The 24373-nt window shown below is 57.9% G+C and carries 23 protein-coding genes; 10 read left to right on the forward strand and 13 right to left on the reverse strand.

The genetic code is table 11. The annotated features are described in order from the left end of the window. Positions 1–21 precede the first annotated feature (21 nt). The 5 genes from ASC85_RS10575 to ASC85_RS10595 all read right to left on the reverse strand — a co-directional run bounded on the left by ASC85_RS10575 (position 22) and on the right by ASC85_RS10595 (position 4791). Positions 22–2112, reverse strand: coding sequence for a GGDEF domain-containing protein (locus ASC85_RS10575; protein WP_057449288.1), 2091 nt, complete (start codon positions 2110–2112; stop codon positions 22–24). Beyond that, positions 2109–2987 carry an endonuclease/exonuclease/phosphatase family protein gene (locus tag ASC85_RS10580; protein WP_057449289.1) on the reverse strand — a complete coding sequence of 293 codons (879 nt, stop codon included), beginning with the start codon at positions 2985–2987 and terminating at the stop codon, positions 2109–2111. The genes ASC85_RS10575 and ASC85_RS10580 overlap by 4 nt, the downstream gene beginning before the upstream one ends. Before the next feature lie 15 nt (positions 2988–3002). After that, entirely contained in the window at positions 3003–3644 is a 642-nt protein-coding gene (locus ASC85_RS10585; protein WP_003196235.1) for a thiol:disulfide interchange protein DsbA/DsbL, read from the reverse strand. Between the two features lie 198 nt (positions 3645–3842). Then, complete coding sequence (locus tag ASC85_RS10590) at positions 3843–4454, reverse strand: c-type cytochrome (protein WP_057449290.1); 612 nt, start codon at positions 4452–4454, stop codon at positions 3843–3845. 46 nt (positions 4455–4500) lie between these two features. Then, positions 4501–4791, reverse strand: coding sequence for a c-type cytochrome (locus ASC85_RS10595; protein WP_057449291.1), 291 nt, complete (start codon positions 4789–4791; stop codon positions 4501–4503). Positions 4792–4982: 191 nt separating this feature from the next. Between ASC85_RS10595 and yihA the strand changes: the two genes are divergently transcribed. Next, entirely contained in the window at positions 4983–5624 is a 642-nt protein-coding gene (gene yihA, locus ASC85_RS10600; RefSeq protein ID WP_003196227.1) for a ribosome biogenesis GTP-binding protein YihA/YsxC, read from the forward strand. Between the two features lie 459 nt (positions 5625–6083). Here the strand turns inward: yihA and polA are convergent, their stop codons facing one another. Further along, positions 6084–8852, reverse strand: a complete 2769-nt coding sequence (gene polA / locus ASC85_RS10605; RefSeq protein WP_057449292.1) for a DNA polymerase I — start codon at positions 8850–8852, stop codon at positions 6084–6086. Between the two features lie 74 nt (positions 8853–8926). On the opposite strand from polA, the gene ASC85_RS10610 reads away from it, so the two are divergent. Both ASC85_RS10610 and ASC85_RS10615 read left to right on the forward strand, forming a co-directional pair. Next, entirely contained in the window at positions 8927–9214 is a 288-nt protein-coding gene (locus ASC85_RS10610) for a DUF2782 domain-containing protein (RefSeq protein ID WP_014335817.1), read from the forward strand. A gap of 59 nt (positions 9215–9273) precedes the next feature. Next, positions 9274–10224: a homoserine kinase gene (locus ASC85_RS10615; RefSeq protein WP_057449293.1), complete on the forward strand. Its 951-nt coding sequence runs from the start codon at positions 9274–9276 to the stop codon at positions 10222–10224. A 138-nt stretch (positions 10225–10362) separates the two neighbouring features. On the opposite strand, the gene znuA is transcribed toward ASC85_RS10615, so the two are convergent. Then, positions 10363–11292 carry a zinc ABC transporter substrate-binding protein ZnuA gene (gene znuA, locus ASC85_RS10620; RefSeq protein WP_057449294.1) on the reverse strand — a complete coding sequence of 310 codons (930 nt, stop codon included), beginning with the start codon at positions 11290–11292 and terminating at the stop codon, positions 10363–10365. A gap of 66 nt (positions 11293–11358) precedes the next feature. Here znuA and zur point away from each other — a divergent pair, with 66 nt between their 5' ends. Genes zur through ASC85_RS10640 form a run of 4 tightly spaced genes read left to right on the forward strand, consistent with a single transcriptional unit; the run spans position 11359 to position 14155 of the window. Further along, positions 11359–11841 (forward strand): zinc uptake transcriptional repressor Zur, encoded by a 483-nt coding sequence (gene zur, locus ASC85_RS10625; RefSeq protein WP_057449295.1) that lies wholly within the window; start codon positions 11359–11361, stop codon positions 11839–11841. Beyond that, positions 11841–12623: a zinc ABC transporter ATP-binding protein ZnuC gene (gene znuC, locus ASC85_RS10630; RefSeq protein ID WP_018602784.1), complete on the forward strand. Its 783-nt coding sequence runs from the start codon at positions 11841–11843 to the stop codon at positions 12621–12623. Before zur ends, znuC begins: the two co-directional genes overlap by 1 nt. Beyond that, positions 12616–13404, forward strand: a complete 789-nt coding sequence (gene znuB / locus ASC85_RS10635) for a zinc ABC transporter permease subunit ZnuB (protein ID WP_003196213.1) — start codon at positions 12616–12618, stop codon at positions 13402–13404. Before znuC ends, znuB begins: the two co-directional genes overlap by 8 nt. Before the next feature lie 37 nt (positions 13405–13441). Next, positions 13442–14155, forward strand: a complete 714-nt coding sequence (locus ASC85_RS10640) for a PA5502 family lipoprotein (protein WP_057449296.1) — start codon at positions 13442–13444, stop codon at positions 14153–14155. 231 nt (positions 14156–14386) lie between these two features. Here the strand turns inward: ASC85_RS10640 and katE are convergent, their stop codons facing one another. After that, on the reverse strand, positions 14387–16528 hold the full coding sequence (katE, locus tag ASC85_RS10645) for a catalase HPII (RefSeq protein WP_269085253.1): 2142 nt from the start codon (positions 16526–16528) through the stop codon (positions 14387–14389). A gap of 260 nt (positions 16529–16788) precedes the next feature. Between katE and ASC85_RS10650 the strand changes: the two genes are divergently transcribed. The 3 genes from ASC85_RS10650 to ASC85_RS10660 all read left to right on the forward strand — a co-directional run bounded on the left by ASC85_RS10650 (position 16789) and on the right by ASC85_RS10660 (position 19321). Beyond that, positions 16789–17796, forward strand: a complete 1008-nt coding sequence (locus ASC85_RS10650) for a methionine ABC transporter ATP-binding protein (RefSeq protein WP_057449298.1) — start codon at positions 16789–16791, stop codon at positions 17794–17796. Continuing rightward, positions 17796–18470 carry a methionine ABC transporter permease gene (locus ASC85_RS10655; protein WP_003196204.1) on the forward strand — a complete coding sequence of 225 codons (675 nt, stop codon included), beginning with the start codon at positions 17796–17798 and terminating at the stop codon, positions 18468–18470. Before ASC85_RS10650 ends, ASC85_RS10655 begins: the two co-directional genes overlap by 1 nt. A gap of 77 nt (positions 18471–18547) precedes the next feature. Continuing rightward, on the forward strand, positions 18548–19321 hold the full coding sequence (locus tag ASC85_RS10660; protein ID WP_003196203.1) for a MetQ/NlpA family ABC transporter substrate-binding protein: 774 nt from the start codon (positions 18548–18550) through the stop codon (positions 19319–19321). Between the two features lie 183 nt (positions 19322–19504). Here ASC85_RS10660 and ASC85_RS31045 read toward each other — a convergent pair whose 3' ends face one another. The 5 genes from ASC85_RS31045 to ASC85_RS10680 form a co-directional block, all read right to left on the reverse strand. Further along, positions 19505–20290, reverse strand: coding sequence for an FRG domain-containing protein (locus ASC85_RS31045; protein WP_156395632.1), 786 nt, complete (start codon positions 20288–20290; stop codon positions 19505–19507). A gap of 88 nt (positions 20291–20378) precedes the next feature. Then, positions 20379–21371, reverse strand: a complete 993-nt coding sequence (locus ASC85_RS10665; protein ID WP_057449299.1) for a DUF262 domain-containing protein — start codon at positions 21369–21371, stop codon at positions 20379–20381. Then, positions 21361–21975 carry a hypothetical protein gene (locus ASC85_RS10670; RefSeq protein ID WP_057449579.1) on the reverse strand — a complete coding sequence of 205 codons (615 nt, stop codon included), beginning with the start codon at positions 21973–21975 and terminating at the stop codon, positions 21361–21363. The genes ASC85_RS10665 and ASC85_RS10670 overlap by 11 nt, the downstream gene beginning before the upstream one ends. A 272-nt stretch (positions 21976–22247) precedes the next feature. Next, positions 22248–23414 (reverse strand): DUF3800 domain-containing protein, encoded by a 1167-nt coding sequence (locus ASC85_RS10675; RefSeq protein WP_057449300.1) that lies wholly within the window; start codon positions 23412–23414, stop codon positions 22248–22250. A gap of 181 nt (positions 23415–23595) precedes the next feature. Next, entirely contained in the window at positions 23596–23943 is a 348-nt protein-coding gene (locus tag ASC85_RS10680; RefSeq protein WP_057449301.1) for a DUF6124 family protein, read from the reverse strand. Positions 23944–24373 lie beyond the last annotated feature (430 nt).

Raw genomic sequence — 24373 nt, forward strand, 5'->3', positions numbered from 1 at the left:
CAAATTGGAACAATTAGCCCCTTAGCCCAATTCCACATGGTTGCGCCCGGAATTTTTTGCCCGATAAAGCGCCTGATCGGCTCTTTTAAGCACCGAATCGCTGTGTTCGCCAGGTTTGAAGGCGGTCAGGCCAATGGATACCGTCACCGTCACCGGCTCGCCCTTGAAATGAAACGGGCAGGCTTCGATGGCCAGGCGCAGCGCCTCGGCCAGCTTGGCGCCGGCCACCAGGGGAGTATCGGGCACCAGCAGGACAAACTCCTCGCCACCAAAACGCGCAATGAAATCACCGCCACGCAGGCGTTTACGCAGGACCGAGGCGATGAGCTTCAACACCCGATCCCCGGCCAGATGGCCGTAGTTGTCATTGATGCGCTTGAAATGATCGAGATCGAGCATGGCCAGCAGCAAGCTGTTGCCGTGTTGCTGCCACTGGGCGACTTCATGCTCCAGGCGCTCGGACCAGGCGGCGCGGTTGGGCAGCCCGGTGAGCGGATCGATCAGGGCTTTTTGCCGCTGTTCCTCGAGATTCTCCCGCACGACCTGGGCATCCTGCTCCATCAGCGCAACGCGATCGGCCAGGCTTTTCAGGCGGGTCGAGACCTCCTGCTCGCGTTGGTCACGTTGCTGGCGGTGGTGGTCCATCGTACCGAGCAAGCCTTCGAGGTGATTCTCGAGCACCTGCTTGAGGCTTTCCAGGTCATCGGCTTCCTTCACGCTGCTTTGCAGGCCGTCCACCTGCTCACGAATCTGGGTGTCCATTTCCCTGGAGGCCGACAGGTTTTCGGCGTGGTCTTCGCTGGCGGCCTGCAGGCTGCTCTGGAATGACTCGAGCCGATCATTGAGGCGCTGCAGGTACGCTTCGAATTCATGTTGGCCGGTGTCCGTGATGGCCAGCATCAGCACGGCCAGATCATCGAGGATCGGCAGCAATTCATACCAGTTCAAGCCATTGCGCAGACGCTCACACATGGCTTCGGCTTGTGGTCGATGACGCTCGGGCAAGGTCAGGTCGCCCAGAAGGCCCAACAGCGTGTCTTCGATATGCTTGGCGACCGAGCTGTAGGACGGCTCCGGCGAGTCGGGCAGGGCGTATTGGGCGTCAGCCACATCGACGGCTTCCAGGGGCTCGTCGAGCTCCGCTGGCGGCAACGAGGGGCCGGGCAGGGCCTGGACAGGCTCTTCGGGCATCAGCTCGTCGGGATTCTCGAGTGCGGGCGCCACAACCGGGCGTTCTTCGGCGACCGGCGTCGGCAGCGGCGCGGGCTCGGGCGCCTGGTCGTGCGGTTCACTGGCGGGCTGAACCACTTCGGCTGCAGGTGTTGGAGCGGGTGTTGGAGCGATCTCGAGCTGCGGCGCAGTCAGGGCAACCGGTTCGGGCGTCGTCTCCAACGCTGGCGCTTGCTCCGCCACCGATGGCTGCGGTGCTGGTGCTGGTGCTGGTGCTGGTGCTGGTGCTGGTGCTGGTGCTGGTGCGACGGATTCTGCGGCCATGGCCGGCGCCACGGCTACGGGCAGGGCGGTTTCCGACGCAGGTACCACGCTGGCCTGGGCAGGCTCGTGGGGCCGGGGCGTCGCGTCCTCATGGCCTTGGCCACCAAACAGCCGTTGCAGCAGGCCGGGGCGACTCGGTTCGACAGGGGCATCCAGGGCACTGAGTGCCTTGCCTTGCAAACCGCTCAATTCGCTGAGCAACAGCGGAATCTCCCGGACCTGGCCGGCCCGATCCTCCAGTTGCTTGGCAAACTTCTTCAGTGACCGGCTGACTTCTTTGGGCAGCGGCAGGCTCTGCAACTGGGCAACCAGGGCGATCAACGCGGTGCTCGTCTGCTCGACCCGGGTTTCGCGGCGCTGCTCGGAATCGAGTACGGCTTTCTCCAGGCGCGGCAGCAGGGCAGCGAGGCCGGCATCCATGTCATCGGTGCGCACCACCTCGCGCATCTCTTTCATGCATTGATCGACCGCCCGGTCAGTGCCCTCGGCGGCCAGGGTGCTGCGCACCAGGCCACGACGCAGCAAGTCGAGCCGAGCCTCCCAACGGCGCTCAAGCTTTTCCTGCTGTTCGATACTCTTGAGGTACTTCTCTCTCCAGCGTTCAGCGTCGTCGCTCATTCATCGGATCCGCGAGGGGCAGGACTCAGCGCGGGGAATGCATCGGCCGTGAGCGAACCTGGCAAACGAATTTCTACCGCGACCGGCAGGTGATCGGAAATGGGTTGGGCCAGCACCTCGACGCGTTCGAGGGTCAGGGTCGGGCTCAACAGGATATGGTCCAGGCAGCGCTGGGGGCGCCAGCTGGGGAATGTCGCTTCCAGTTGTGGGGCGAGCAGGCCGAGATCGCGCAGGGGCGAACTCTGCAGCAAATCGGTGGCATGGGTGTTCATGTCGCCCATCAGCACCTGGTGCTTGTAGCCACCGATCAACTCGCGAATGTACGCCAGCTGCATCGTCCGGGTACGCGCTCCGAGCGCCAGGTGCATCATGACCACGACCAGCGCCTCGGGACCTTCGCCAAAACGCGCGAGGATCGCCCCGCGGCCCTTGGGCCCCGGCAACGGATGGTCTTCGATCGCCCACGGGCGCAAGCGACTCAACACACCATTGCTGTGCTGGCCGAGACGTCCGAGGTTGCGATTGAGTTGCTGGTACCAGTAGGGAAAGGCGCCCAATTGGGCCAGGTGCTCCACCTGGTTGACGTAGCCTGAGCGCAAGCTCCCGCCGTCGGCCTCTTGCAGGGCCACCAGATCGAAGTCCTTGAGCAGGTCGCCGATTTTCTGCAGGTTACCGGCACGCCCGGTGTGCGGCAGCAAATGTTGCCAGCCGCGAGTCAGGTAATGCCGGTAGCGTTCGGTGCTGATGCCCACCTGGATATTGAAGCTGAGCAGCCGCAAGCGGCTGTCGCCAGGCAGGCCCGTGGACGTGACATGATGCTCGTTGACCCGCGGTTCATGCAGGCCAACGATGCGTTCGGTGCTCCAGCGGGCCATGGGCGTGGGCCGCGCTTAGTTGGCGGCAGCCTTGGTGGCCGCTCGCTCTTTGGCGATCAGTTGGTCGGCCAGTTGCAGCGCTTCATTTGCGCCACCGGCAGAACCGATGTCAAAGCGGTATTTGCCGTTGACGATCATGGTCGGTACGCCAGTGATTTCGTATTTCTTCGCCAGTTCCTTGGCCTTGTTGATCTGGCCCTTGATGGCGAAGGAGTCGAAGGTCGCCAGGAACTTGTCCTTGTCGACACCCTGGGTGGCGAGGAAATCCGCCATCTCTTCCTTCTTGACCAGCTTCTTGCCTTCTTTCTGGATCGCGTTGAATACCGCCGCGTGAACCTTGTGCTCGACGCCCATGGATTCGAGGGTCAGGAACATCTGGCCGTGGGCGTCCCATGGGCCGCCGAACATGGCAGGGATGCGTACGAAGTTAACGTCTGACGGCAGCTTCTCGACCCATGGGTTGATGACCGGCTCGAAAGCGTAGCAATGCGGGCAGCCGTACCAGAACAGCTCCACGACTTCGATCTTGCCAGGTGCCGCCACCGGAACGGGGTTGGTCAATTCGACATAGGGTGCGGCGGGCTTTTCAGCGGCTTGGGCAGTTACGCCGAACAGGCTGGCGGCGACGAGCGCGGCGCTGATGATCAGATTACGCATGCTTTACTCCTGGACAATGAGGGGGCCTCGCAGGACCTGTTTCTAAGACAGACCGTGGCGGGTTCAAGTTCTCTAGTGTAACGGCAGCGGCCACAAAAAAGGGCGGCCAAAGCCACCCTTTTGATGCTCGCATCGACAGATTAATCGAGCGTTAACGTTGCAAGGGATGTACGCCCCTCGCAACGCCAGCCAAAGGCCTCAGTGCAGGCCCTGGATGTAGCTGGATACCGCGGCGATATCTTCGTCGCTCAGCTTTTTCGCAATGCTCTGCATCGGCTTGGTATCGCCGTCGTTGGTCCGGCCACCGTCCTCTTTGCGGAAGTCGGTCAGTTGCTTGCCTACGTACTGGGCATGCTGGCCGCCCAAGTGCGGGAAGCCGGCGGCAGCGTTGCCTTTGCCGTCAGGCGAGTGGCAGCCGGTGCAGGATGGCAGGCCCTTGGCCAGGTCACCACCACGGAACAGGGCTTCACCGCGCGCCACGAGCTTGGGATCGGCGGCGCCAACGCTGCCTTTCTGGCTGGCGAAGTAGGCGGAGATATCAGCCAGGTCCTCATCGCTCAGGTTAGTCAGCAGGCCGGTCATTTCCAATACCGTGCGCTTGCCGGACTTGATGTCGTGCAGTTGCTTGTTCAGGTAACGCTCGCCCTGGCCCGCCAGTTTCGGAAAGTTGGGCGCCATGCTATTGCCATCCGGGCCGTGGCAGGCCCCGCATACGGCCGCTTTCGCCTGACCGGCAGCGGCATCGCCAGCGGCGTGGGCTACGCCGGATATCCCCAAGGTCAACAGCAGACTCACGATCAGTTTGTTCATCAGCTAATCCAACTACGGCTAAGGGTTAAAGAGTTATGGACCGGGTTCACTCGCTCATCCACTGGATGATGGCTCGGTAATCCTCGGCACTGCAGTCCATGCACAAACCACGCGGCGGCATCGCCTTGAAACCCTGGGTCACGTGTTGCACCAGCGTCTCCATACCTTGCGCCAACCTCGGCGTCCAAGCTTCCTGATCGCCCTTGCGGGGCGCCATGGGGAGTTGGCCGGAATGACAGGCACCACAAACACGGTTGTACACAGCTTCCGGATCCTGTGTAGCCTGAGCGCTGTAAAGCGGCATCAAGACACCGGCAGCTAGCAGCCATTTCGTCATAAAACGACCTTTTCAGGGTTGGGAACGAGCTGCGTTCTAATGCGCAATTTCGGTCGGTCGCTCCCGTGAACTTCATCCTACGCTGGGACAAAGCGCACACAAAATCTGCGGCATTATATACTGGCGTCACTGAAACGGAAACGACACAGCTTGCCGCGTCCATTCCCGACGCCGCCCACATCGGAAATCCCATGCAACTGAAGAACCCCATCCTCGGCCTGTGCCAACAGTCCACATTCATGCTCAGCGCCGCCAAAGTCGATCAATGCCCAGACGACGAAGGCTTCGAAGTGGCTTTTGCCGGGCGTTCCAATGCCGGCAAATCCAGCGCGCTGAACACCTTGACCCATGCAAGCCTGGCACGTACCTCGAAAACCCCGGGTCGCACGCAGCTCTTGAACTTCTTCAAGCTAGACGATGAACGGCGTTTGGTCGACCTGCCCGGCTACGGCTACGCCAAGGTACCGATCCCGCTCAAGCAACACTGGCAGCGTCACCTGGAAGCCTACCTGGGCAGCCGCGAGAGTTTGAAAGGCCTGATCCTGATGATGGACATTCGCCATCCGATGACCGACTTCGACCTGTTGATGCTCGATTGGGCGGTCGCCAGCGGCATGCCGATGCACATCCTGTTGACCAAGGCCGACAAGCTCACCTACGGCGCGGCCAAAAATACCTTGCTCAAGGTGCAGTCGGAAATTCGCAAGGGCTGGGGCGATGCGATCACCATCCAGCTGTTCTCGGCGCCCAAGCGCATGGGCCTGGAAGAAGCCTACACGGTGCTGGCCGACTGGATGGAATTGGCGGACAAGGGCAGCGAAGAGGCCGAATAAGCCAAATCGCAGGCAAAAAAAACCCCGGACTTCTTATGGGGAGGGGGAAGTTCGGGGTCCAAGTTCCGGACCGCTAGGGCGGGGTCCAGATATCTGCCAACACTTAACACAACATAGGAGCATTGAAGGGCTTCACCAGCCTTTCAAAATCTCTGAGTGGCAATTCACGGGTTTAGTTCAGATTTTTTTGGAAATAACTGTAGGAATCTTCAGAGCTAATGACGCTGCGCCTGGGTTTTCGGTGACTCAATGTGGTGAGGGCGCTTGCTCCTGCTGAGACTCGAAGCGGCCCCGTAGGAGCTGTCGAGTGCAACGAGGCTGCGATCTTTCCCCTGACGCTTGAATCTCAAGTGAAGGATCAAGATCAAAAGATCGCAGCCTTCGGCAACTCCTACAGGGCGCAGCCGAGCGGGAGCAAGCTCCCCTCGCCACAGAAGCCCTTGACCTCGGGGCTCGGGATCAGTGCGCCTCGTCCCAGTTATTGCCCACGCCCACTTCCACCAGCAGCGGCACGTCCAGGGTGGCGGCGGCGCTCATGTGCTGGCGGATTTCCTCGCGTACCTGGTCGACCAGGTCTTCACGCACTTCCAGCACCAGTTCGTCGTGTACCTGCAGGATGACCTTCGCATCCAGCCCGGATGTCGTCAGCCAGCGGTCCACAGCCACCATGGCTTTCTTGATGATGTCAGCCGCCGTGCCCTGCATCGGCGCGTTGATGGCGGTGCGCTCGGCACCTTTGCGCAGGGCCGGGTTTTTCGCGTTGATGTCCGGCAGGTACAGCCGGCGACCGAAAATGGTTTCGACAAAACCTTGCTCGGCCGCCTGGGCGCGGGTGCGTTCCATGTACGCCAGCACACCCGGGTAGCGGGCGAAGTAGCGGTCGATGTAAGCCTGGGACTGCTTGCGATCGACGCCGATCTGCTTGGCCAGGCCAAACGCACTCATGCCGTAGATCAAGCCGAAGTTGATCGCCTTGGCGCTGCGGCGCTGGTCCAGGGTGACGGCTTCCAGCTCAACGCCGAACACCTCGGCAGCGGTGGCCCGGTGCACATCCAGATTATGGCGAAACGCATAGAGCAGGCCTTCGTCCTTGGCCAGGTGCGCCATGATCCGCAGTTCGATCTGCGAGTAGTCCGCCGCCAGCAGCTTGTAGCCTTTCGGCGCGACGAACGCCTGGCGGATGCGTCGGCCTTCGGCCGTGCGGATCGGAATGTTCTGCAGGTTCGGGTCGATGGACGACAGGCGCCCGGTCGCGGCGACGGCCTGTTGATAATTGGTATGGACACGGCCCGTGCGACTGTTGATCTGTTCCGGCAGGCGATCGGTGTAGGTGCTCTTGAGCTTGCTCAGCGAGCGGTACTGCATCAGCACCTTGGGCAGCGGGTAATCCTGCTCCGCCAGCTCGGCTAGCACCGCTTCGGCGGTGGACGCCTGGCCCTTGGCGGTTTTGCTGAGCACCGGCAAGCCGAGCTTTTCATACAGGATCACGCCCAATTGCTTCGGCGAGCCCAGGTTGAATTCCTCGCCGGCGATGGCAAACGCCTCACGCTCCAGCGCCACCAGTTTCTCGCCCAACTCGACACTCTGCACACCCAGCAGGTTGGCATCGACCAGCGCACCCTGGCGCTCGATGCGCGCCAGGACCGGCATCAGCGGCATCTCGATGTCGTTGAGCACCGTGCCCAGGCTTGGCGTGGCGGCCAGCTTTTCCTGCAAAGCCTGATGCAGGCGGAAGGTCACGTCGGCGTCTTCGGCGGCGTAAGGGCCGGCCAGTTCCAGGGAGATCTGGTCGAAGGTCAGTTGCTTGACCCCTTTGCCCGCGATGTCCTGGAAATCGGTCTTGCTCTGGCCCAGGTACTTGAGCGCCAGGCTGTCCATGTCGTGGCGGGTCGCGGTGGAGTCCAGCACGTAGGATTCGAGCATGGTGTCGAAGGCGATGCCCTGGACCAGGATGCCGTTGTTCTGATCGCCACCGATGGCGCAATTGGCCAGGATGTTGGTTTCGAACTTGGCGTGCTGGCCGACCTTGAGCTTGTTCGGGTTTTCCAGCAGGGGCTTGAGCGCCTTGAGCACCGTGTCGCGGTCCAGTTGCTCCGGCACGCCCATGTAGGAATGGGTCAGCGGAATGTAGGCCGCCTCGAAAGGGGCCACGGCGAACGACAAGCCGACGAGTTGCGAGTGCTGGGCATCGCCGCCGTTGGTTTCGGTGACGAAGGCAAACAGCGGCGCTTTGTCCAGTTTGGCCAGCCACGCGTCGAAGCGCGCCTGATCGAGGATGACCTCGTACTTGGCCTCGGCAGCGCCGGGCTGTTCTTCGGCAACTTCGACGATCTCCTGGCCGGCACGCTTGGCGTCCCGCTGGTTTTCTTCGAACCAGCTCTTGAACTCCAGCAGCGTGTACAGCTCGGCGAGTTTCTCGTGATCCGGCTGGCCCATTTGCAGGTCGTCGAGGCCGACATCCAACGGTACGTCGGTCTTGATGGTCGCCAACTCGTAGGAAAGCAACGCCATTTCCTTGTGCTCTTCGAGCTTGGCGGCCAGGGTCTTGGCGCCACGGATCGGCAAGGTGGCGACGATGTCCAGTTGCGCATACAGCTCGGTCAGGCCGCCATTGACGCCTACCAGCAGGCCGGAAGCGGTCTTCGGTCCGATCCCCGGAACACCTGGGATGTTGTCGGAAGAATCGCCCATCAACGCCAGATAATCGATGATCTGCTCGGGAGCGACGCCAAACTTCTCCTTCACGCCAGCCACGTCCAGGGCGCTACCGGTCATGGTATTGACCAAGGTAATGTGCCCGTCGACCAACTGGGCCATGTCCTTGTCGCCGGTGGAGATCACCACCGGGCGGTCGGCCGCCGCGCTGCTGCGGGCCAGGGTGCCGATCACGTCATCGGCTTCGACGTTGTCCACGCACAGCAGCGGGAAGCCCAGGGCCTTGACGCTGGCATGCAACGGCTCGATCTGCACGCGCATGTCGTCGGGCATGCTCGGGCGGTTGGCCTTGTATTCGGCGTACAGCTCATCGCGAAACGTCCCACCCTTGGCGTCGAAGACCACGGCGAACGGACTGTCCGGATACTGCTTGCGCAGGCTCTTGAGCATGTTCAGCACGCCCTTGACCGCACCGGTCGGCAGGCCCTTGGACGTGGTCAGCGGTGGCAGCGCATGAAAGGCGCGGTACAGATAAGAAGAACCGTCCACCAGGACGAGGGGAGCTTGGCTCATGAGCAGGATCAACCTTTTCGGCGGGTCCGGGGCTAGAATAGCGGGACCGTTGACGACAAAGGGACAAGGTTATCATGCGTACACTCAATCGCCTGTTACTGGCTGGCTTGTTTGCAATCACCCCGCTGGCCGTCATGGCGGCGGACGACGCACCTTCGGCGGACCCGGACGTCACCATCCGCACCGAAGGTGACAGAACCATTCAGGAGTATCGGCAAAACGGCTTTCTGTACGCGATCAAGGTCACGCCCAAGAACGGCAAGCCTTATTTCCTGGTGCGTGCCGACGGCACTGATGCAAACTTCATCCGCTCGGACCAGCCGGATATGCTGATTCCGTCGTGGAAAATCTTTGAGTGGTAGTACCGCTCTGCACTTCAACCGGCGCCCGCTGAAGGGCGCCCGTACTGGCAGTTTTAACCATGTCTGTGTTCACGCCCCTGGCTCGGCCCGAGCTGGAAACCTTTCTCGCCCCTTATGGGCTTGGCCGCCTGCTTGATTTCCAGGGGATCGCCGCCGGCAGCGAAAACACCAATTTCTTTATCAGCCTGGAGCAGGGCGAATTCGTCCTGACCCTGGTCGAGCGCGGTCCGGTGCAGGAAATGCCGTTCTTCATCGAACTGCTGGACGTGCTGCATGACGCCGACCTGCCGGTGCCTTACGCCTTGCGCACTACCGACGGCGTGGCGCTGCGGGAACTGGCGGGCAAGCCGGCGCTGCTGCAACCGCGCCTGGCCGGCAAGCACATCAAGCAGGCCAACGCCCAGCACTGCGCCCAGGTCGGCGAGTTGCTGGCGCATCTGCACTTGGCAACCCGCGACAACATGATCAAGCGCAAGACTGATCGCGGCCTGGACTGGATGCAGGAGGAGGGCGCCAAGCTGCTCTCGCACCTCGACGCCGAGCCGCGTCGGCTGCTCGAGGCGGCGCTGGATGAAATCTCGTTGCAGAAAGTCGGCATCCTGGCGCTGCCGCGCGCCAACATCCATGCCGATCTGTTTCGCGACAATGCGATGTTCGAAGGCACGCACCTGACCGGGCTGATCGACTTCTACAACGCCTGCTCCGGGCCGATGCTGTATGACGTGGCCATTGCCTTGAACGACTGGTGCTCGGACGACGACGGCGTGCTCGATGGCCCCCGGGCGCGGGCGCTGCTGGGTGCCTATGCGGCGCTGCGACCGTTTACCGCCACTGAGGCGCAACTGTGGCCGACCATGCTGCGCGTGGCGTGCGTGCGGTTCTGGCTGTCGCGGTTGATCGCCGCTGAATCCTTTGCCGGGCAGGATGTGTTGATTCACGATCCGATGGAGTTCCAGCAGCGCTTGGCGCAGCGGCAGACGGTTCACGCGGTGTTGCCTTTCGCCCTTTAAACAGCTTCGCGAACAAGTCTTGCTCCCACAGCAGTAAGCGACTGTTCCTGTGGGAGCAAGGCTTGCCCGCGATGAAGGCGATGAAATCTTTCAGAAATCGAGTCGCCTATGTCGCGAGCAAGCTTTGCTCCCACAGGGCTATAGCGACTCCAGACACCCCGCCAGATCATTCCCCAATTTCTCCAACAACTGCTCATACCCCTGCGCCGTCGCCGGGGTATAGCCGCCCAGTGCATCGAGCTCCGCCAGCTTCACCGGCAACCCGGCCACCAGGGTTTCGGCCAGGCGCGGGCGCAGGGGCGGTTCGCTGAAGACGCAGGTCTTGCCCACGGCTTGCAAGCGCGTGCGCATTGCCGCCACATGCTGGGCACCGGGCTGGACTTCGGCGGCCACGGCGAACACCCCGGCGTGCTTGAGGCCGTAGTTGTCTTCGAAATAGTCGAACGCTTCGTGAAAGACGAAATACGGCTTGCCCGCGACCCCGGCCAGACGCGCCTTGAGGCGTGTGTCCAAGGCATCGAGACGCTGGTTGAAGCCCTTGAGGTTGCTTTGGTAGCGGGCCGCGTTGGCCGGATCCGCCGCGCTCAGGTCAGCCGCCATCTTGGCGGCGATCACCCGCGCATTGAGCGGCGAGAGCCACAGGTGAGCATCCACGGTGCCGGGGCGATGGTCGTGATCGTGTTCATCGGCGTCATGATCATCATCCTCGTGGGACGCGCTGTCCTGGGCGAAGTGACGCAACTTGAGCCCCGGCAGATCCTGGATGGCGACGGAGGGCCGCGTGCGACCGTTCAACACGCGCGGCAGAAAGCCTTCCATATCGGGGCCGATCCAATACAGCAGGTCCACCGACTGCACCTTGCGTACATCCGATGGCCGCAACGCATAGTGATGCGGTGAAGCCCCTGGCGGCAGCAACACCTCTGGAACGGCCACGCCGTCCTGCACGGCGGCGGCAATCAGTTGCAGCGGCTTGATGCTGGTGAGCACCTTGACGTCGGCCTGGGCCGGGCCAATCAGTAGAAAACTTGCGACAAAAGCGACAAAGAGCGAAAAAAATCGGGACACGATGACCACTCGTAGAGGCGAGAACGGGTAACATAATAACGTCTCTCACTAAACTCGTCGCTGCCCATGCCTATTACCCCCCTTGCCAGTCGTCCTCACGATCACTCCCACTGCGTGCACAGCGCGCTGTCCGAGGCCGACGCCATCTGCGCGCGCCAAGGGGTGCGCCTGACCGCCCTGCGTCGGCGCGTGCTGGAATTGGTCTGGCAAAGCCACAAGCCGCTGGGCGCCTACGACATCCTCGCCGTGCTCAGCGAGCAGGACGGCCGTCGCGCCGCGCCGCCGACGGTCTACCGGGCACTGGATTTCCTCTTGGAAAACGGCCTGGTACATCGCATTTCGTCGCTGAACGCCTTCGTCGGCTGCAACCATCCGGAGCACGCCCACCAAGGCCAGTTCCTGATCTGCCGCGAATGCCACGCCGCCATCGAGCTGGAACAGAAGTCCATCAGCGATGCCATCATCGCCAGCGCCAAGGACGTCGGCTTCGTCGTCGAAACCCAGACCGTCGAAGTGGTCGGTCTCTGCTCCGGCTGCCAGGGGGCCTGATGAGCAATGCGTTGATCCGCCTCGAACAGGTGGCCGTGACGTTCGCCGGGCAGAGCGTGCTGGACAACATCCACCTGAGCGTCGAACCGGGGCAGATCGTGACCTTGATCGGCCCCAACGGCGCCGGCAAGACCACCCTGGTGCGCGCTGTGCTGGGTTTGCTCAAGCCCGACAGCGGCAGCGTCTGGCGCAAGCCCAGGTTGCGCGTCGGCTACATGCCGCAAAAACTCCACGTCGACCCGACGCTGCCGCTGTCGGTGCTGCGCTTCCTGCGCCTGGTGCCAGGCGTGGACCGCGCCCGCGCCTTGGCCGCGCTCAAAGAAGTCGGTGCCGAACAGGTGATCGACAGCCCGGTGCAAAGCGTGTCCGGGGGCGAGATGCAGCGCGTATTGCTGGCTCGCGCCCTGCTGCGCGAGCCTGAGCTGCTGGTGCTCGACGAGCCGGTGCAAGGGGTCGATGTGGCGGGGCAGGCCGAGCTGTACAGCCTGATCACGCGCCTGCGCGACCGCCACGGCTGCGGCGTGCTGATGGTCTCCCACGATTTGCACCTGGTGATGAGCACCACCGACCAGGTGGTCTGCCTCAACCGTCATGTCTGCTGTTCCGGGCATCCCGAGCAAGTCAGCGGCGATCCGGCCTTCGTCGAGCTGTTCGGAAAAAACGCACAAAGCCTGGCGATTTATCACCATCACCATGACCACGCCCATGACCTGCATGGTTCGGTGGTCAGCGCCCCTTCTGCTTCCAATCATGTTCATGGAGATGGCTGCAAGCATGGCTGATTTTCTGTTGTACGCCCTGCTCGCAGGCTTGGCACTCGCCCTGGTAGCCGGCCCCTTGGGTTCGTTCGTGGTCTGGCGGCGCATGGCCTATTTCGGCGACACCTTGTCCCATGCAGCGTTGCTCGGCGTGGCCTTGGGGTTTCTCCTGGACGTCAGCCCGGCGGTGGCGGTGACCGTTGGCTGCCTGTTGCTGGCGGTGGTGCTGGTGACCTTGCAACACCGCCAGCCGCTGGCGTCCGACACGCTGCTGGGTATTTTGGCGCCGAGCACCCTGTCCCTCGGGCTGGTGGTACTAAGCTTCATGCATGACGTGCGGATTGACCTGATGGCCTATCTGTTCGGCGATCTGTTGGCGATCAGTCCGACGGACCTGTCGTGGATCCTCGGCGGTAGCGCGGCGGTGCTGCTGTTGCTGGTGGCGCTCTGGCGTCCCTTGCTGGCCGTCACCGTGCACGAGGAACTGGCCCGGGTCGAAGGCCTGCCCGTGCTGGGCTTGCGCCTGGCGCTGATGCTGCTGATTGCGGTGGTCATCGCGGTGGCGATGAAAATCGTCGGGGTGCTGCTGATCACTTCATTGCTGATCATTCCGGCGGCGGCGGCGCAGCGGCACGCTCGCTCACCCGAGCAGATGGCCCTGGGCGCGAGCCTGCTGGGCATGCTCGCGGTGTGTGGCGGCCTGGCACTTTCCTGGTTCAAGGACACCCCGGCCGGCCCGTCGATCGTGGTCAGCGCCGCCGCGCTGTTTCTGCTGAGTTTTGTCCTGCCTCGTCGAGGGGTGTAGACTTGCTCGCTTTTTGCGCAAATAGAGAGTCGCAGGAATGAAGCCGTTCGCCTCCCGTTATCTGCTCCTTGTCGCATTTTCCCTGCTACTGGGCGCCTGCCAGAGTACGCCGCCGGTCACCCAGGTCCCCGATACGCGGGGCCCGGCCATCGCGCAGCTCGAGCAAAGCCTTGCCAGCAATGAGCTGGCCACCGCCGAAGACCAGTTGGCCGCCTTGCAAGCCCAATCGCCCGAAGACCGCTCGCTGGAACCCTACCAGCGGCAACTGGCCGAGGCGTATTTGCGCCGCAGCCAGATCGATCTGCAAAAAGGCGACGTCAACGCCGCTGCCACCGCCCTGAGCCGTGCCCGAGCCTTGATGCCCAAGGCCCCAGCGCTCACCGGCGAGGTCAACAGCGCCATTGCCGAAGCCCGCAAGGCCGACCTGGATAAAGCCGAGGCCGACCTCAAGGCCGCCGAAGCCAAACCGGTCGCCAAAGTGATCGACCCGAGCGCACCCAGCACCACGGTTGCGCTCAACCTCGCCGATATCCAGCAAATGCGTCGACAACTGGACGCCATCGCCGCCGACGTGGTGAATTATCAGTGTGACGTCAGCATCCAGGCACCGCGCACCGATGATTATCCGTGGTTGGCGACGTTGCTGACCAAACGGGTCAAGAAACTGGACCCGGGGTTTGATTTGAAGCTGCAGAAGCAGATTTTGCGCAGTGTGCCGGCGCAGATGGTGCTGACACCTCGCAAACCCTAAAAGCATCGCGGGCAAGCCTTGCTCCCACAGGGCAACTCCCACAGGGCAATTTGTTCCCTGGTAAGAGTTGCCTCTGTGAAAGTTGACTCCTTTAAGAGTTGCCTCTGTGAAAGTTGACTCCTTTAAGAGTTGCCTCTGTGAAAGTTGACTCCTGTGAGAGTTGATCCTGTAGAGCTGATCTGTGGGAGCAAGGCTTGCCCGCGATAGCGCCCCACCAGACAACAAATCTCTTTAGGCTGGAACCGCCTTGGCCTTCGGCTCCCGCGCCCAAACCCGATGCTGAGCAATCGCCGCGAAAAACCGCGAAAAACCGCTCGCATCCGCATCTTCGATCAACCCCGCATCCACCTCCAGCTTCAACTCCACCAACAACTGCCGGGCCTCACCATGAAGCCCAATGGCCTTCAGATGCTTGTAGGCCTCCAGCACGTAATGCAACGCCACGCCGTCGCGACTCAAGGCCTTGATCGACTCCGCGCCACCGGGCACGAACACCGCGTCGAAGGCAATCGACGGCAAGCCTTCCATGGACGCATCCACCGCCAGCGTTTTCCCATCGGCCGTGGTCACCGGCGCGGAGGTCGGCCCCAGCACTTTGGCGTGGGCGCCCTCGGCCGTCAGGGCCTTCTTGAGCGCATCGATGATCGCGCCATCGACACCGTTGGCCACCAACACCGCCACTTTTCGCGTCTTGATGTCGCCGGACAGCAGGTTCGCCTGGCTCAAGGCCGGAGACTGCTCCAGCGATGGCGTTGGCACATCGACGGTGCCAGCGGTAGGCGCCGGCAGCCCAAGGTTTTTCGCCACTCGCCCGGCCAGTTCCAGGTCGATATTGGCCAGGATCTCATTGACCTGCCGCGCCCGGATGAACTCACGCTCCACCTTGCCCAGCTCGAAGCTGTAGGCAGCGATGATGTGCTCCTGCTCATGAGGGCTCATGCTCTTGTAGAACAACCGCGCCTGGGAGAAATGATCACCGAACGAATCGCTGCGTTGGCGGATCTTGTAGGCGTCGATGCGCTCTGGATAACTTTCAAAGCCGCCGTCTTCCGGGCCGGGCGGGGTTTCCTTCGGCCAGCCGCCGTCGATGGAGTTCGGCTCGTAGGATGCACGCCCTTTGTCGATGGTGGTGCGGTGCATCGCATCACGCTGGCCGTTGTGTACCGGGGTGATCGCCCGGTTGATCGGCAGCTCATGAAAATTCGGCCCACCGAGTCGGCTGATCTGCGTATCGGTGTAGGAAAACAGCCGCCCTTGCAGCAACGGGTCATTGGAAAAGTCGATGCCCGGCACGATGTGCCCGGGGCAGAACGCAACTTGCTCGACCTCGGCGAAGAAATTGTCCGGGTTGCGGTTCAACACTATCTTGCCCAAGGGCGTGATGGGCACCAGCTCTTCAGGGATGATCTTGGTCGGGTCGAGCAGGTCGAAGTCGAATTTGTGCTCGTCTTCCTCGGCAACAATCTGCACGCCGAACTCCCATTCCGGGTAGTCGCCCATCTCGATCGATTCCCAGAGATCGCGACGGTGGTAGTCCGTATCTTTACCCGCCAGCTTCTGGGCTTCGTCCCACACCAATGAACAGGTCCCAGCCTTGGGTCGCCAGTGGAATTTGACGAAGCTGCTTTTGCCTTCGGCGTTGATCATGCGGAAGGTGTGCACACCAAAACCCTGCATCGTGCGTAGGCTTTTTGGAATGGCCCGGTCAGACATCGCCCAGATCACCATGTGGGCCGATTCCGGCACCAGCGAGACGAAATCCCAGAACGTGTCGTGGGCCGAGCCGCCTGTAGGAATTTCGTTATGGGGCTCGGGTTTTACCGCGTGGACGAAGTCCGGAAATTTCACCGCATCCTGAATGAAAAACACCGGCATGTTGTTGCCCACCAGGTCGAAGTTGCCTTCGTCGGTGAAGAACTTCACCGCAAAGCCACGCACGTCGCGTACGGTGTCGCCGGAGCCGCGTGGGCCTTGCACAGTGGAAAAGCGCACGAACACCGGGGTTTTCTTGCTCGGATCTTGTAGGAAACCGGCCTTGGTCAATGCCGAATGCGCGTCATAGCTCTGAAAATAACCATGGGCGCCGGTCCCACGGGCGTGGACGATGCGTTCCGGGATGCGCTCATGGTCAAAGTGCGTGATTTTTTCACGCATGATGAAGTCTTCCAGCAACGAAGGGCCGCGGGGGCCGGCGCGCAGGGTGTTCTGGTTATCGGCGATCTTCACGCCCTGGTTGGTGCGCAACGCCTGTTCGGTGGCGTCGGAGCGAAACTGTTCCAGGCTCTCGAGCTTGGCGTTGGTGTTGCCGCGATCCAGCGTGTCGGTCCCGGCCAGTTGGCTCTTGTTGACCGTGGGCTTTTTGGTACTCATCAGGCATGACTCCTCTTTGCGTTCCTCGCCATGGCCAGGAATCTGAGTTCAATGCCGCAGGTGCATGACCCCGGCATTTCAAGTGGCTTAATGAGTGACCGACGCCGTTTGGCCGTGTTCCTTTTTTATGGCCTTTGATCGCGTTATTGCCAAATGACAGGTCTGATCGCAAATAAATGCTAAGAACCTCTATACGGACAGGCTAAAATGCGCGCCCGGCTAACCGCTGATCCTTTTCCAACGCGCCCCACAAGGTTCGCTACGTGATCGAGTTTCAAGACGTCCATAAAACCTACCGAGTCGCCGGTAGGGATATCCCCGCCCTGCATCCGACCAGTCTGACGATTGAGAACGGTCAGGTCTTCGGCCTGATTGGCCATTCCGGTGCGGGAAAAAGTACCCTGCTGCGCCTGATCAATCGCCTGGAAGATTCCACGGGCGGCAAGATCATCGTCGACGGCGAGGAAGTCACTGCCCTGGACGCCAGCGGCCTGCGCCGCTTCCGCCAGCAAGTCGGGATGATCTTCCAGCACTTCAACCTACTGGCGTCCAAGACCGTGGCCGACAACGTGGCGCTGCCACTGACGCTGGCGGGCGAGTTGTCCCGCAGCGCAATCGACCAGCGCGTCGCCGAGTTGCTGGCGCGGGTAGGGCTGTCCGACCACGCTCGCAAATACCCGGCGCAGTTGTCCGGCGGCCAGAAACAACGTGTCGGCATCGCCCGCGCCCTGGCGACCAAACCCAAGATTTTGCTGTGCGACGAGGCCACCAGCGCCCTCGACCCACAGACCACCGCCTCGGTGCTGCAATTGCTGGCGGAGATCAACCGCGAACTGAAGCTGACCATCGTGCTGATTACCCATGAAATGGACGTGATCCGCCGAGTCTGCGATCAAGTGGCGGTGATGGACGCCGGCGTGATCGTCGAGCAAGGCCCGGTGGCCGATGTGTTCCTGCACCCCAAGCACGCGACCACCAAACGTTTCGTCCAGGAAGACGAGCAGATTGACGAAAGCGAACAGCGCGACGATTTTGCCCACGTACCGGGGCGTATCGTGCGTCTGACGTTCCAGGGCGAAGCGACCTACGCGCCATTGCTCGGCACCATCGCCCGGGAAACCGGCGTGGACTACAGCATCCTGGCCGGTCGTATCGACCGCATCAAAGACACCCCCTACGGGCAACTGACCCTCGCCATCACCGGCGGTGACATGGAGGCGGCGTTTGCCCGCTTCACCGCGGCCGATGTCCACATGGAGGTGCTGCGCTAATGGAACTGTTGAGTTCGTTCTTCTCCAACATCGACTGGCTGGAAATCTGGCTGGCGACGGGCGACACCTTCCTGATGCTGTTCGGTTCGCTGCTGTTCACCGTCCTGCTCGGCTTGCCCCTGGGCGTGCTGTTGTTCCTGTGCAGCCCGCGCCAGCTGCTCGAAGCCCGCGGCGTGTATGCGCTGCTGTCGCTGATCGTCAACATTCTGCGTTCGCTGCCGTTCATCATCCTGTTGATCGTGATGATCCCGTTCACGGTATTGATCACCGGCACCTCCCTGGGCGTGGCCGGCGCGATCCCACCGCTGGTGGTCGGCGCCACACCATTCTTCGCCCGCCTGGTGGAAACCGCCCTGCGCGAAGTCGACCGCGGCATCATCGAAGCGACCCAGGCCATGGGCGCAACGACGCGGCAGATCATCGTCAACGCCTTGCTGCCGGAAGCCCGCCCAGGCATTTTTGCAGCGATTACGGTGACAGCGATTACGCTGGTGTCCTACACGGCCATGGCCGGTGTGGTCGGCGCCGGTGGTTTGGGTGACTTGGCGATCCGCTTCGGCTACCAACGCTTCCAGACCGATGTGATGGTGGTCACGGTGGTGTTGCTGCTGGTGCTGGTGCAGGTCCTGCAAACCGTGGGCGACAAGTTGGTTGTGCATTTCTCTAGAAAATAAGGCCTCGCGCCAATAAACATGAGCCGGCCATTCGCTGGCAGGCGCCGAGAGCAGGCGCCTCAAAAGGAGTTAGCTGAATGAAAAAACTACTGGTTGCCTTCGCTGCCGCCGCAGCGTTTTCCGCCCACGCCGCCGACACCCTGACCGTCGCGGCCACCCCGGTCCCGCACGCGGAAATCCTCGAATTCGTCAAACCGGCACTGGCCAAAGAAGGCGTGGACCTCAAGGTCAAAGTCTTCACCGACTACATCCAGCCGAACGTACAAGTCGCCGAAAAGCGCCTGGACGCCAACTTCTTCCAACACCAGCCGTACCTGGATGAGTTCAACAAAGCCAAGGGCACGAACCTGGTGAGTGTGGCCGGTGTGCACCTGGAACCACTGGGCGCGTATTCCAGTAAGTACAAGACACTCGCCGAATTGCCAGGTGGTGGCAACGTGGTGATCCCGAACGACGCCACCAACGGCGGCCGTGCGCTGTTGCTGCTGGCTAAGGCTGGGGTGATCAAGCTGAAGGATTCGAACAACATCCTGTCGACTACCAAGGACATCACCGAGAACCCGAAGGATCTGAAATTCCGTGAGCTGGAAGCGGCGACCATTCCACGGGTGCTGACCCAGGTGGACCTGGCGTTGATCAATACCAACTATGCGCTGGAAGCCAAGCTTGATCCTTCCAAGGATGCGCTGGTTATCGAAGGTAACGACTCGCCTTATGTGAACATCCTGGTGGCTCGTGAGGATGATAAGGACAGTGAGGCGATGAAGAAGCTGGTTGCAGCGCTGCATACGCCGGAGGTGAAGGCTTTTATTCTTGAGAAGTACAAAGGGGCGGTTTTGCCGGCGTTTTGATCTGATCAGGTGGTAAAAAAACGGGGCTGCGTGGGAATGCAGGCCCGTTTTTTATGCTTGGAAAGGCGTCCATAGCGAGGGAGGCATAGTTGGTTTACCGAATGCGCTACCAAAAAATTTCTAACTGCTTAAAGTGATAAGGCAAGCTCGCTTACGTAACCCGAGACTTTAAAAATAGGGAGCTTAATATTTTTTTATTAGTAAATGAGTATTGCAAAAATCGGATGCTCCAGGTAGATCTGGAAATAAAGTCGAGTGACTAATGTTCATTCTGTTTAAGTACCGGAGACACTCTTGCACTCCATCACTAGGGATGGTTATTTTCATTAGTTCAATAAGCTTATCTGTTTTAGAATGTGTGCGAACCCAGGCTTCCAGATCGATATTATTTGGCCCTCGAGTAAACAATCCCCGTTGACTTACTAAGCGTTTATTTTCATCACTTAAAGGTCTGAAAATTTTCACGGTGGGTTTTTGGTTGTTTATCAATTGTACATTGTCGTTTTTAGCAATAGCTTTATTAATGCTTACAACCGCACTCTGGGACAACGCATATACGCTAAATTTTTCTGACTTAAGGGAGTTTGCTGCGCTTGCAGCAAAAAACAACGCTACAAAAGGGGATTCGGTCCAGTCCAACAGCGGTGTCGCTAAACCGTGGTGTTGTCCTAACGCCCACCAATCATTATCACTTTCCATTCGGGCAGGATTTGCACCACGCCGTCCTCTAGTCTCGAACTTAAACCTTTCAAGATGGGCGTCTCTTATTAATGAAATAGGGCTCTTTATAATTCTATCCAAAGTTGGCTCGAGTTTCCAGCTACTATCACCATGCCCTCTATATACATAGCTTGTATAATCCAACATTTCCTGATTTATGAAATCAGAGAAGTATTTCCATGAGCTGAGCGTATACTCTACAACACTTGGACTTATATCATTGTCTGTCCATCTTGGTGGCCGCGCCATTAACTTCTCCATTCCGTGAGTTTTTATTTAAATAAAACAATGTAGATTGTTTGATTATTTTGCAAACCAATCTGTACCACTTAATCCATCATGCCAAAATATGCTTTCCAAATATTTCTGCACGAATAACGCGCGCCTTCCTATTGTTTGTTCCCTGATACATATATGAAAAATATATTCCAAACTCAGTATCTGGCAGATTTTTACTTTTTAAAACTTCTTCAGCCATAATATCCAATCGACGCTTTAAGTCGGCCGGTATATTTTTGGCAATTGTCAACTCAATGACTAATGTAAAGAAATTTGATTTTCTAAACCACATTGAATCTACATCCAGTCCTATATTTTCAATTATGCTGAATGTCTTCAGTATTTCTCCCTTTCGAGCATTAGCAAGCGGATAATCCTCGTTAAACTCAGCAACACATTTTTCTATTTCATTGTCACGATTGTAGTAGCCACCTCTTTCGAGGGTGGACATCACTTGGAGAACGAAATGAAGATCTGCCATCCTCGTAAACTCAGATTCATGGAAAACACCGTAATTTTCCAAGCCTATATCTTTGGCAATAGACTTAGCGGTCTGAATAAATTTGCCATCATAAACAGCGTTATGAATCTCAATATCTTCAAGCTTGAATTTGGTAAGGTTGATTCGCCTGAATATCTCTCGAACAAGATCATCTTCCACTTTTCCAATATCTCGAACTACTACCTGGTAAGAAAGAAAGGATTCTCGTTCTTCAGGGCCAAGCTCTGAGAAAGCCTTGATAAGCTTCAAAGGTTTATCAAATGTATTCTCCACATAGTTCTGTATCGTCGTAAGCCGCTGTTGGCCATCGATTACTATCTGGCTAGTTCTCATTTTTTTTAAATCAGTTTCCCCTTGGCATACATAGATCTCCGGGAAGGGATAGCCATGTAAAATTGTGTCAAGGAATTGCTCTTGGTGCTCTTGAGTCCAAACAAATTTCCGTTGAAAATCAGGGCGCAAATCTAAACGTTTGGTGTCGATTTTCTCATAGATATCGGCAATTGTTGGATTCGTAACAGATGGCTTTATTTGCATATTAATTTTCATCCCTAATGTTTTTGTATCGCAGCCCTTCCAGCCCACTTACTATGTACGCCTCTAAGTGTTCATAGGTTCGAAATACTCCAGCAGTAACTTTGTAGTTTCCCACAGGTGATTTATTATAAGAAATAGACTCAAAAAAACGAAACCAGGCCTGCTTCAAAACGTCCATCTGAAAAGATATCGGTAACTTATCCGGTCTTATCCATCCCATTGCAGAATATTCTAGGAATTCGTGATACATCGAACGCTCAGACTCTCGGACAACCCGCTTGTTTTTCCTAATTTGCATCTGGTATGCAGAAATTTTATTCATTATGCTATCGAAGAGCTTCGAGGATATAATTGCTACATCGATATCCGAATCATAGTCGAACATTGTGCCCTTGTATGGGCTGAAACCTAATTTTCCAGAGCCGGTAATGTAGACCTCGTGAAAAGAGATGTCTCCGAACTCATTTGTTATGATCTTTTTGAAATCATAATACTCATCTGGCCTGTCCTTGAAAACGAACGGTATACCATGCAGAACATGCTTTCTGCAAAAATCGAGTAGCTCCTTTCGCTCTCTCGCTAGGTCCAGCTTCGCTCTAAAGCTCTCTAAATTCAAGTGAACGTCCATTTAATCTATGGGAATGCTTTAGCTGATATGCCGTAACTCTATCAGTTACGCTAAAGTGTTCCCTGTGAATTTTCAGCTCCGCCGTCAAATTGGAGAGCATTATTATCACTGCCTTAGCCAGGGGCGTGAGATGGCAATATAATGGCACACTCCATTTTAAAAAACGAGAGAAAATGCGAAAAACAAAATATAATAATCTCCTCCGCTGGCTATAATCGATTGAAGATGTTTCCCGTAAAGCCAGTTCAATTTATCAGTTATTAGTCATGTAAAGTCTCTAGCGAAAACAGCAGTTTTTTTAGCTGTAAGAAATTTTTCTGTTCCAAAATATCGTACTCACCAATGCTACTGAGCAGATAAACATCCCTTGCTTTCTTGACGCGATCCAATAGTGGCACGACTTGGCTGGCCGCAAGCTCTAGACAATCGTTGATATCGGCACATGACTTAGGAAATTTATAGCCCTTAGGAGCACTGGCGATAATTACATCGGAGTCTCGTAGTTTCGCAACTCCACTAGATCTAATTTTTTGATCACTTAAACCAATAAATCCCCGATCAGCTAAGTGGTTGGCAATTTCAGCGGTGGAAACATATTCGTCGCTTACAAACTCACTTCGGAAGCGCAGGTAGTCCAAAATACAAAGTTGAAGCCGCTGATCCTCGTCTGGGTGAGAGCCGATGTTTTCGACGAATCGATCCGCCTGTTTAATCGCCGCCTGATGCACTCTATAATCTGCATAGGCAGAATCGTTCATTGGAGGCAGAACAAGGGATTTATACTTTGGCGGCCATTCGAGCATGCCAAGCATAACCGTCTGTAGTATAGTTTTATATGCTCCCTCAACCTCTGCGGACGCTTTGCCTTCATATATCTGAGCGATAGAGCCTGCAAAAAAATCAGCGACTTGAATCAGGACATCATCTTTACTACTCTTAGTTTGAAATGCTTCTCGTCCAAAAAGATCATCCACATATCTTGCTTCTACATACTCTTTGAGATTGGCCTGAAACTCAACTCCTCCGTGTTCGTCGACCATCATCTGTAGATGATCAAATATATTAAACAGACGCTCGTACAGCAAATTATTCACATATTTTATGAACGATTGCTTGAACCGCAGACCTCCATCACGATGCACACGAGTTTTATCAACGACAGTTATAAATAGTCTTATAGGTAGCTCCACCAGCTGCAGCAAAATTCGTTTGCGCCGCTCCGAGTCCTTAGCTCTGAGGTTACTCGACTTTATTTCGCCTACCTGAAAGTTTTGCTTCCTCACAGTCTCAGCTTGCTCATAAGCCTGTGGAAGATCCTTCTCTGCAACAATGACCGAACAGACGACGAAGTATTTAGAGCTTCCAGATTTTGACGTATCCAAATCATGGTTGCCCGACTCATCAACGAAAGCAAATATACGTTCCACTGAACAGTTCCCTTGTCTTCATGCAATAAAGTCAATGCACCATGAAAAGCAGCCTAAGGGCCATATAAACGCAAAGCGAGGCCAAGTGCCACTGCTATTTTCACCTTGAGTAACCGCCAGATGAAAACAGAAAACCCGACGAAAAGTGTCGGGTTTGCTTGCTGGCAGAATGTTTTACTTGCTATCGCGGATCAACGTTATCCAGCACCCGATTCGCCAGCAATGAACTCAGCTCAATCAGTTGCTGGATGCCTAGAAGGATATGACGACGCGGACCTTCTAGGTCGAAAGCTAGGTTGCTGACCATCGCGTCGGCTGCTGCCAGGGTTTCGCTGAGGTTGGCGAGGAGGGATTCGTTGTCGGCGTTTTTTGCGACGGTGAAGAGCTGGCCCGGTTGGGACGCATCTTCTGACGTATCCGGTTTTGGTAGTAGGTAGAAATCCAGAGCGCGTTTGGCGGCTTCGTCGTGCTTCTTAGCGTTGGATTTGGCGTGGCCTGTCTCTGGAGGATTCGGAGTAGGTTTGAACATTGGGACTTTCCTATAGTAGGGCCACCACCATCTCGCTACTAAACGAAAGGAGGCAGCTGTGCGCAAGTTAGTAGACCGGTAAAGTCACCAAACCCGGCGCGCCCGAAGGCGCCTTGCGCACAGCCACCATCAAGTGCAGGCAAACGCCTGACGGGATGACACTCATGCAACCGTAGATGACTAGCCGAGCTACTAAACCCGACCACTGATGAGCAGTGGCAGGGAAACGATAGAGGCCGGGGGCAAGGCGCACAAGCGGGCGGATTCTGGCGTAGTTGTAGGCAAAGGCGCAAGGATTCGTAGCTTGGTAGAAGCCTGGCGGAGAGGGAGTAAACAGAGCTTTTTATTGCCTAGGAATTCGGAGCTAAAGGGCCTGTTTTTACTCGGCGGGAGGCGCTGTAATGCAGATGATGCGATGGGGCTGCTTTGC

Source organism: Pseudomonas sp. Root401, assembly GCF_001425105.1.
Classification (GTDB): Bacteria; Pseudomonadota; Gammaproteobacteria; order Pseudomonadales; family Pseudomonadaceae; genus Aquipseudomonas; species Aquipseudomonas brassicacearum.